Raw genomic sequence first — 8,977 nt, forward strand, 5'->3', positions numbered from 1 at the left:
CTGCGCCCCCTGCCGCGCGAACCGCGAAGGGCGCGCCGGTCTCCAGTGGGAGCGGCGCCCTCGCCGCGATGCGGCCGCAGATCGACCGACATCGCCTGACCACTGCCCGGATCGCGGCGAGGCGCCGCTCCCACGGCACATGCTTCAATCCTGCGCATCAGCATCAGGACAAGGCCCGTTTCAGGAGCGCTGCGCCCCCTGCCGCGCGAACCGCGAAGAGCGCGCCAGTCTCCAGTGGGAGCGGCACCCCCGCCGCGATACGGCGATCAAACAACCGATATCGCATGACCACCGCCCGGATCGCGGCGAGGCGCCGCTCCCACGGCACACGCTTCAATCCTGCGCCTCAGCATCAGGACAAGGCCCCGTTTCAGGGGCGCTGCGCCCCCTGCCGCGCGCACCGCGAAGAGCGCGCCGGTCTCCGGTGGGAGCGGCGCCCCCGCCGCGATACGGCGATCAAACAACCGATATCGCCTGACCACCGCCCCGATCGCGGCGAGGCGCCGCTCCCACGGCACACGCTTCAATCCTGCGCGTCAGCGTAAGACCGGAGCCCGCTTCAGTGAGTGCTGCGCCCCCTGCCGCGCCAACCGCGACAAGCGCGCCAGTTTTCAGTGGGAGCGGCGCCCCCGCCGCGATGCGGCCGTAGATCGACCGACATCGCCTGACCACCGCCCCAATCGCGGCGAGGCGCCGCTCCCACGGCACACGCTTCAATCCTGCGCGTCAGCGTGAGACCGGAGCCGGCTTCAGTGAGTGCGGCGCCCCCTGCCGCGCGAACCGCGACAAGCGCACCAGTTTTCAGTGGGCGCGGCGCCCCCGCCGCGATGCGGCCTCCATTCAGGCGCCGGCTGCCGCACCGGTCACCCGCCATCAGGCCGCTCAGGCAAAGGTGTCGTCGAACAGACGGGCCGCCCACTTCATCATGTGCTCGTAGTTCTCCTTGCTGCGCACCGGCGCTTCGCCGAACGATGCATCCACCCGCTTCATCAGACCGGTCGCCGGATCGTAGGCGAACACCGCGTTCAGCCACGAGGCGGTGTCGTAGGTGATCGGGCTGAAGCAGGCCGAATTCGCCACCACGCTCTGCATGCGCACAGCGTCATCCACCGGCCAGCCGTTCACCATGCGCACGATGGCGTCGGCGCAGATCTTGGCTTCGGAATTCGCGATATGCCCGGCCTTCGGCAGACCCGTGCCCTGGGCATCGCCGATCACATGGATGCGCGCTGCCGCGGTCGACTCGTAGGTGAGCGGATTCACGCCGGCCCAGCGGCCATTCACGTTCACCACGCCCAGATCGTGCGCCAGCCGCGCCGCGGTGTTGCGCGGAATCACGTTGAGCACGTCCGCAGTCCATGCGATCTCGCCGCCCACACCGTCGCTGACCCAGGCCTTCCGGCGCCGCCCCTCGAAACTTACGCGGGTCACCATCGCGTTCGGCACGTACTCGAGCCGGCCGGCGTACAGCATGGTGAAGGCGTTGCGGAACATGAGCGGCTCGGCCTGGATGTCGGCATTCGCGTCCAGCACCACCAGCTTTGACTTCGGCTTCTTCCGCTTCAGGAAATCGGCGATCACGCAGGCGCGCTCGTAGGGGCCGGGCGGGCAGCGGTAAGGCGCCTTCGGAATGCTCATCACCACGGTGCCCCCGTCCGCCATCGCGTTCAGCTGGTCGCGCAGCGACTGGGTCTGTGCCCCCGCCTGCCAGGCGTGCGGCACCAGCATCTGCTGTTCCGGCGTATCCAGACCGGGCATCGGGTCAAAACCGATACCCGGCGCGATCACCAAGCGGTCGAAATCGAGCGCGATGCCGCTGGCCAGATCCAGCTTTCCCGCCACCGGATCGGCACCCACGGCGCGGTCGGCCACCACCTCGATGCCGTAGCGCTGCTTCAGCCTGTCGTAGCCGAAACCCAGGCTGGCCAGATTCACCCGGTCGTTCAGCACCAGATTGCTCAGAATGCAGGAGACATGGCGTGCGTTCGGCTCGACCAGCGTCACCGACACGCCTGCGCCGCCCCACTGCGCGATGTACTTCGCCGCGGTCGCGCCGCCGAAGCCGCCGCCGACCACGACCACGCGCGCCGCCGCCGCGCGGGCCGGCCGCGCCGCGCCCATCGTCGCCAGCACCGACGCACTGCCCAGCACGCCCAGAAAGCCGCGACGGTTCAGCGGCTGCTTCAGAATGGTTTCGAAACTCATGTCAGCGCCCTCTCAGCTCGATTTGCGTACGGTGGTCTTCTTCGCGGCAGGCTTCTTCGCCGCCGCCTTCGCAACCACCTTGCTGCTGGCCACCTTCACCTCGGGCTTGCTGCTCCGCTCCTTTGAGTCTTCCGTCTTCTTCGGCGCCACCGTGCCGCCGCCGGGCAGCGTCGGCCCGCGCGTTCCGCTGCGCGGCGCGTAGGTCGCGAACCAGTGGGCCAGGCGCTGGATCTGGTCGTCGGTGTAACCGCGCGCCTGCAGGTGCATGATGTCGAGCTCCTTGTTCGACACCCTCATCTCGTTCATCTCATCGACGATTTCGGCTGCGCTCTCGCCATTCAGCCGCTCGAAACCGCCGGTGCCGTTCGGGTCCGCCGCGTGGCAGCCCAGACACTGCGACGCCAGCAAGCGGTCATCCTCGGTGGCCGCGTCCGCCATCGCCGCGGCCGCAAGCAGCCCGGCCGCCAGCGCGCACCGCATGAATCGGCTCTTCAGTTCAGTCATGGGAATCCTCCCTCGTCGATAACGAGGAAAATATTCCCACGCACAATAACCCCACACATTAACCGGACATTACCGGGCGCATTAAATGATGTTCATCCGGGAGACAGGATGACGCGCGGCAGGTGCGGGCCGGTGCGGGCAGGTGCTGGGCACCTCCTGAAGGCTGCGGCAGAGGGCCGCGCGAATGCGCGCGAGATGACAGCGCCCGAGGCGCAGCGCCCGGCGGCGCAGTACCTTACCGGCCGACGCCCCGCCACCGGCTGGCCATCGAGAACTCTGAGGGCCCTTACGCGGCGCCCTCGCCTTCCGTCCTGAAGTACGCCTTGGTGTAGGGATGCACGTCAGCCCGCGCCAGCAGTTCCGGCACCGCAAACCACTGGAGGGCGTCGTGCTGATCGTCCGGCGCCAGCACCACGTCGGCCGACACATCCAGGCAATGAGGCAGCACCACGTAATGCGTGCCCACGCCCTCGACACCCGCGAAGTTGTCGTCGTACAGGTGCTCGAACACCCCGGCACCGCGCCATCCGGTCACCGGCACCGCCTCACCCAGTTCACGCCGCACGATGCGCACCAGCGCCTCTGCCATCCGCTCGCCCTTCAGGATGCGTCCGCCGGGCACGAACCAGAAGCCCTGGGCCGGGCGGTTGCGGCGGTAACCCAGAAGCACGGCGCCGTCGGGACGACGGGCAATGAGGTCGATGGACACGAGCGGTGCAGAGCGCACCACTTCGATCAACACTTCTTTGGGGAGCATGGAAACTCGTTTTGAATTTAATCGAGCAAGAAAAGCGGCCCTGGCAGTAGCACTTCAGCCGCAGGACGACAAGGGCTGGGCCCTGTCCTGTGGGAGACGCCCCCGCCGCGATTCGGCGCTTGAACGGAAACAGCGCCTGTTACAAAGGCCCCATCGCGGCGAGGCGCCGCTCCGACGCAGTCTGACCCCTGTGGGAGCGGCGCCCCGCCGCGATGGGGCCTCAGCAAGCACTCACAGTCGCCAGCTACGTGCGCCGGCCTCCATAACAGCTTCAGCGGGAAACATGCTCTTCACATCAACGAACAATCCGCCCGCCTCAAGCTTGCCCAGCAAATGATCCAGACCCACCTGCTTGAACTCGGCATGGGCCACCGCAGCAACGATGGCCGAAGCCTTCGGCAGCATGTCCCAAGGCACCAGCTTCACGCCGTACTCGTGCTCGCACTCCGCGCTTTCCGCTACAGGGTCATGCACCCAGACGCACACGCCATAGCTCTCCAGCTCCCGCACTACGTCGATCACCTTGCTGTTGCGCAGGTCCGGACAGTTCTCCTTGAACGTCATGCCCAGCACGATCACGTTGGAACCGCGGATCTGCGAGCCACCGGCAATCATCTCTTTGATCGTCTGCTCGGCAATGAACTTGCCCATGCCATCGTTGATGCGGCGACCGGCAAGAATCACCTGCGGGTGATAGCCCAGCATTTCAGCCTTGTGCGTCAGATAGTACGGATCAACGCCAATGCAGTGCCCGCCCACCAGCCCCGGGCGGAAGGGCAAAAAATTCCACTTGCTGCCAGCAGCCTTCAGCACCTCTTCGGTGTCGATGCCGATGCGATGAAAGATCACCGCAAGTTCATTCATCAGCGCGATATTCAGGTCGCGCTGCGTGTTCTCGATCACCTTGGCGGCCTCAGCCACCTTGATGCTGCTCGCCTCGCACAGACCGGCTGTGATCACCTGTCCGTATACCTCTTTCACCCGGGCCAGCGTCTCGGGTGTATCGCCAGACACCACCTTCACGATCTTCGTGACCGTGCGCTCCTTGTCACCCGGGTTTATCCGCTCGGGGCTGTAACCGACGAAAAAGTCCTGCTTCCACTTCAACCCCGACTCCCGCTCCAGGATTGGTATGCACACCTCTTCCGTCGCCCCCGGATACACAGTGGACTCATACACCACCGTAGCGCCGCGCTTCATATGGCGTCCGACGCTCTCGGAACTTTTCACCAACGGGGTGAGGTCGGGCTGATGAGCATCATCCACCGGCGTCGGCACAGCCACTACGATGAAGTCAGCCTCGCCGATCACCGACGGGTCAGTCGAACAGCTCAGATGAACCGCAGCAGCCAAGTCATCCGACGACACCTCTCCGGTCGGATCGACATGGCGGCGATAAGCATCAACCTTCTCGGATGAAAGATCGAAACCGAACGTTCTGATCTTCTTTCCGAATTCGACTGCTAGCGGCAAGCCGACATAGCCCAACCCAACAACTGTCACGATCGCCACAAAATCCCTCACTAGAGCTACGTTCAGATCCGAATTAAACAGTAATTCCACTTAAAAATCGCACTCAATAATAAGGCGATAAAATTTCAATAAAATTAACATACCTAAATCAAGAAACCCGCCCTAGAACCAGAGAACCCCGGAAAAACCGCCCCCCCCTGATACCCGATAAAATTGGATAAAACCTCAGAATAGACAGATCGAAAATCCAACGTATGGGCCAAAGACCTTTGTTCAACCAGTTGTGAAGATCGGAGGCCAGGCCACCCTCCCCCTAAATAGATTCCACCTCGAACGGCAGGGCCCATGGCTAGCCATACGGTTGCATTTCCGTGATCAGTACCCTTGCTCCCATTCTCAACTGCCGTACGTCCAAACTCAGATGAAGTAAGAATCAGCGCACGATCAGCAACAACTCCCAAATCCTTAAAAAATGCTCCAACAGCTTTTGAAAAATCTCGCAACAACTGAGACATTCGCCCCGTCGGCGCACCACCACCCTGATCACTATGAGTATCCCAGCCGTTACAGTTCAAAGTAATCAACTCAACACCAGGCCTTCCTTTAATCACAGCCGCAGCTTGCCTTAGCTGCCTTCCAAATGTCGAATCAGGATAAACAGCATCATTATCAACAGGCCGTCTAGAAACGTTTTGCAGAGCCACCAAATCAGCTGACAATCTCTGCCCAATCTCTTTTAAACGAGATTCAAGCTGGCTACCCGAAATCCCTCCCCATTGATAGGAACGAGCAATTGCGTCTGCCATCAAAGCGCTTTCCGTAACACTCCCAGAGAACGCTAGAGAATTTAGGTCAGGATACGAAGGAACAGGCATCGACAATCCACGGAGACTGTAGACCGCCTGATCAGCGATACTGATGGCTCTAGACCACGGGTCGCCAATAGACTCCCTAAGATATCGCCCAAGCCATCCCGCACCATCATTCAAATAACCACCAGATTCAATATTATCCTGACCAGAAAAATGCGATCTTGACCCATTAGGGTAGTGAACAGCCGGCATAATTGAGACCCACCCAGATTGATACAAATCAAATACTTCCTTCAACTCTGGATGAAATCCAAAAAAACCATCGATATTCAACGCCCCCGAAGCCGACGGAGGCGAAACGGAAATAGTTGGCCTTATCCGGTAGTATTCATCATCTCCGAATGGAACAACCACGTTCAAGCCATCCCACCCACCACGCATGAAAACCAACACCAAAACTCGGCCATTCGTTGCAGCACGGACGGAAGGAGCTCCTATAAAAAGGGGCGCCAACCCTGCCATTGAAAGCGCTTTGAAGAAGTCTCTTCTTTCCACGCTCACTCCTCAATGAAAGTGATAATCCGGAAACAACATCAACAGCTTCACAAGGCGCCTAACTCTAATTTCCGCATCCGGAGAATCAATAAAAAACGGATAGCGACCATCTTCTGTTAGAAAGCTCAATGCCAAATCCTTATGAGAATTCTTGAACGTAGGCCCAAACATTCTTTCAAGAAAATGCCCAACCACACCTTGTGAAGTCGTTAGTGCCTCAGCCCGAAGCAGCCCAATAAAATTAAAACGAGTTTGATTTTCATTGGGTTGATAACTCATCAAGCGATCAGCAAATCGAGCTCTAGTTTGCAGCATGCTCGAACTCAGCCATTTGTCACCAGTTTCCGGATAACCCGCCGGCGAGGGATTCATGAACAGGGACATTCCTTGGCGCTGAAGTTCGAGAGCAACATCGTCACCGCCCCCCTCGCCATTAAGTTGTCGAATCGTTCCAACAACAAACTGAATCGGCGTCTTAAGTTTCTTTCCAAACATAGAAGAATCAAAAAACTCTGGTGAAAGAAGCAACTCGCGAACCGTTTGAGCTATTTGAGAATCGGACAGCCTGTTAGAGAAAAAGACATTTGAACATCTTGACAAAAGCGTATCCAACGGGCCGTCCGAAACATAAAATTTAATCAGCTTTTGGCACAAAAATTTTGCAGAAGAAAAGCTATCCGCCAATAAATCTAGGACTTTCTCGCCATCGTCGCCCCCTCCCCCCGGCAACAAGGTGCTGCCAAGTATGGATTTCCCCCCGTAGTCATGGTCTTCCGATCTAAAGAAGAAACTTCCATCTACAACAGTCCATCCAGTGAAAGCTCTCGCAACCTCCTCAACGTCACGCTGAGTGTACCCACCGGAAACACCAATTGTGTGCAACTCAAGGAGCTCCCTAGCATAATTCTCATTCGGCCTACTTTTATTATTGGACTTACCGTCAAGCGAATAAAGCATTGCCGGACTTTTTGCGCTGTAGCCCAAGAGGGACCGAAAACTTCCAAGTGAAAAATCATAGAAGACGGCATTCTCTGCCATCTCAAAAGCACTATTAAAGTGCGACTGATAGTAAGTGTTGAAATGGTTATCCCAGAACCACGCCATCTTTACCTGGATCTGTCTTTCGTCGTGCTGCGCCCTTAGCAGAAACGGCGTCGCAATATTTGCACCAATTCCGAAAATAGGCTGATAAACAGGAAGCGCCGATCCAGAAAGCTGAATGTCAAGCCACGCTCTATCACCAAGCGAAGAGGCAGTCCTATACGCACCAATATCAGCCGAAAAGGACGATCGTTGAAGCAAATGCCAGATTCTTTTAAATCGCTCGGAGGATTGATAGGCTATCCGCCTCTCGGCTGTATTTCCAGCACCGTCGTCAGCATAAAGCGTTATACCAATCGCACCGGAATAGACATCCGAAGGTGCCAAAACAAGAGTCCAACCACCGGTAAAAGAATCAACCTCGAGCGCATGTGTTTCTGACAAACCTCGCAATGGAACATCAACAACCGCTTTCATGTTCACTATTCGAGATTGATCAACCACACGTCCAGACACATAAAAACCGCCTGTAGGGACTTCTGTTCCTGGGAGTGGTGAACTTACCTCGATGACGGGAGGGGAGACATCCACCTCTAATTCAAGGACTAAGTTTGCAGAGCGTTCATTGAACGAAGAGTCCTGTGCCGTAACTAGAACATCCACCCTTCCCGGGGCCATATCCAAAGGGCCGGTATTCAAGTACCAAAACCCTGATTCAGGACGAAACACCGCGCCTCGCTCGATAACGCGACCACTTGAATCACGAAGACTTGCAAAAACAGAGCGAACACCACCGCCGTCAGTGGCAACCCCTTTGATCAAAACACCTGAACGCGTAATTTTTGTTTGATCTTGGGGGCTTGATATACTGATATCTGGCATGGAGAGGTCTAGAATTTCAGCAGAAATCTGCTCAAGCTGAAAATCAACCAGACCTTTTTTTGAGAGTACTCTACTAAAGTAATTTTTCCCATTACCATATGGATCAATTGCCATTAATACATATTCTCTACCATCACCAAGCCCCTCAAGATCAAACCTCACCTTCCCTTGTGAATCAGTAGGAAACTGTATTTTCGGCGTCATTGTTCCATTTGATTTTTTTTCGTACGCCGTTATTCGAACGCCGCTGAAAATCGACGATGTTGGTCTATCTTTGAGTGTTACAGTTGTGGTACCAACAGTGAATCCGAACCAGCCGGTTCGGGTGATCGGCGCGCTGCTCACCCACATCCCGAACGGCTTGGCTCGGGCGAAATAGGTCCGTCCCGCGCCCAGACCTTCCAGGTCGAAGCTCACTCGACCGCCTGCATCCGAGACGTGCTTCGCCTTCCATGCCTCGCTTCCGTCGGCCATCCGCTCATAGGCATGGATCTCAACGTTGGCAATCCCCGCCCCCGTCACGTCGTCCAGCAACTGCACGGCCAAACCTACGTTGCCCACGCGAAACTGGTACGTACCTGCATCGGCATAGGTCGCGCTGTACTTCTCCGTCCCGTCCACCGGGCTGGGTGCGCTAATCGCGTAGCTCTTGCGTCCAAGATCCGTCGGATCAAGCCTCAGATGACCGCTACCGTCCGTCCGATAGATACCCGACCACTTATATTTACCGTCCGGCAACACCTCCTGC

General features: G+C 57.9%; 6 protein-coding genes. All 6 read right to left on the reverse strand.

Annotated features, from left to right (window positions below):
- Positions 1-882: 882 nt before the first annotated feature.
- Entirely contained in the window at positions 883-2,205 is a 1,323-nt protein-coding gene (locus tag METUNV1_RS06535; protein ID WP_008060077.1) for an FAD-dependent oxidoreductase, read from the reverse strand.
- A gap of 12 nt (positions 2,206-2,217) precedes the next feature.
- Positions 2,218-2,709, reverse strand: a complete 492-nt coding sequence (locus METUNV1_RS06540) for a c-type cytochrome (RefSeq protein ID WP_008060080.1) — start codon at positions 2,707-2,709, stop codon at positions 2,218-2,220.
- A 286-nt stretch (positions 2,710-2,995) separates the two neighbouring features.
- A complete protein-coding gene (locus tag METUNV1_RS06545) occupies positions 2,996-3,466 on the reverse strand; it encodes a GDP-mannose mannosyl hydrolase (protein WP_008060081.1) in 471 nt (156 codons plus the stop codon).
- A 231-nt stretch (positions 3,467-3,697) separates the two neighbouring features.
- Positions 3,698-4,978: a nucleotide sugar dehydrogenase gene (locus METUNV1_RS06550; protein ID WP_043359263.1), complete on the reverse strand. Its 1,281-nt coding sequence runs from the start codon at positions 4,976-4,978 to the stop codon at positions 3,698-3,700.
- 104 nt (positions 4,979-5,082) lie between these two features.
- Complete coding sequence (locus tag METUNV1_RS06555; protein ID WP_139026302.1) at positions 5,083-6,306, reverse strand: DUF1501 domain-containing protein; 1,224 nt, start codon at positions 6,304-6,306, stop codon at positions 5,083-5,085.
- A 9-nt stretch (positions 6,307-6,315) separates the two neighbouring features.
- Positions 6,316-8,977: DUF1800 domain-containing protein (locus METUNV1_RS06560; protein WP_139026303.1), on the reverse strand; the 2,662-nt coding region annotated here is incomplete at its 5' end.

The organism is Methyloversatilis universalis FAM5, assembly GCF_000214035.2.
Taxonomy (GTDB): Bacteria; Pseudomonadota; Gammaproteobacteria; order Burkholderiales; family Rhodocyclaceae; genus Methyloversatilis; species Methyloversatilis universalis.

Bases quoted from the DNA above. Each gene is read 5' to 3' on its own strand.
- METUNV1_RS06535 (WP_008060077.1), bottom strand. From the start codon at position 2,205: ATGAGTTTCGAAACCATTCTGAAGCAGCCGCTGAACCGTCGCGGCTTT.
- METUNV1_RS06540 (WP_008060080.1), bottom strand. From the start codon at position 2,709: ATGACTGAACTGAAGAGCCGATTCATGCGGTGCGCGCTGGCGGCCGGG.
- METUNV1_RS06545 (WP_008060081.1), bottom strand. From the start codon at position 3,466: ATGCTCCCCAAAGAAGTGTTGATCGAAGTGGTGCGCTCTGCACCGCTC.